This is a genomic window from Mesorhizobium sp. M2A.F.Ca.ET.067.02.1.1, assembly GCF_004023285.1.
Lineage (GTDB): Bacteria > Pseudomonadota > Alphaproteobacteria > Rhizobiales > Rhizobiaceae > Mesorhizobium.
Genome location: NZ_RZSB01001257.1, coordinates 1 through 885 on the forward strand (window position 1 = coordinate 1; position 885 = coordinate 885).

Sequence of the window (885 nt, forward strand, 5' to 3'; positions counted from 1 at the left end):
CGGCGATCACGTCACCGGCGACGACCTTGTCGCCCTCGTTCTTCAACCATTTGGAAAGATTGCCCTCTTCCATCGTCGGTGAGAGCGCGGGCATGAGAATTTCGATCGGCATGTCCTTGCCCTCCCCTTAGAGTACGATGTCGGTCCAGAGCTCGGACGGATCCGGCTCGGCGTCGTTCTGGGCGAATTCGGCGGCGTCGGCGACGATGTCGCGAACTTCCTTGTCGATGGCCTTGAGCTCGTCCTCGCTTGCCCACTTCTTGTCGAGCAGCCGCACCCGAACCTGCTCGATCGGGTCGTGCTCGGAGCGCATCTTCTGCACCTCCTCCTTAGAGCGGTACTTCGCCGGGTCGGACATCGAATGGCCGCGATAGCGGTAGGTCTGCATTTCGAGGATAAGCGGGCCGTTGCCGGCGCGGCACCATTCGGTGGCGATGTCGGCGGCCGACTTCACGGCGCGGACGTCCATGCCGTCGACCTGGATGCCGGGGATCTTGAAGGAAGCGCCGCGATGCGAGAAGTCGGTCTCTGCCGACGAGCGCGACACCGACGTGCCCATGGCGTAGCGGTTGTTCTCGATGATGTAGATCACCGGCAGCTTCCACAGCGAGGCCATGTTGAAGCTCTCATAGACCTGGCCCTGGTTGGCGGCGCCGTCGCCGAAATAAGTCAGCGAAACGTTCTTATTGTCGCGGTAGCGGTTGGCGAAGGCGAGACCGGTGCCGAGCGACACCTGGGCACCGACGATGCCGTGGCCGCCATAGAAATGCTTCTCCTTGGAGAACATGTGCATGGAGCCGCCTTTGCCCTTCGACAGGCCGCCGCGGCGCCCGGTGAGCTCGGCCATGACGCCGCGCGGCGAAAGCTCCATCGCCAGCATGTGGC

General features: G+C 63.3%; 2 protein-coding genes. Both read right to left on the reverse strand.

Features of this window, described 5'->3' with window-relative positions; genetic code table 11:
• Positions 1 to 112, reverse strand: a 112-nt coding sequence (locus EOA28_RS37155) for a biotin/lipoyl-containing protein (RefSeq protein ID WP_148671179.1), incomplete at its 3' end; no start/stop codon positions are given.
• Between the two features lie 15 nt (positions 113 to 127).
• Positions 128 to 885, reverse strand: a 758-nt coding sequence (pdhA, locus tag EOA28_RS37160; protein WP_128315910.1) for a pyruvate dehydrogenase (acetyl-transferring) E1 component subunit alpha, incomplete at its 5' end; no start/stop codon positions are given.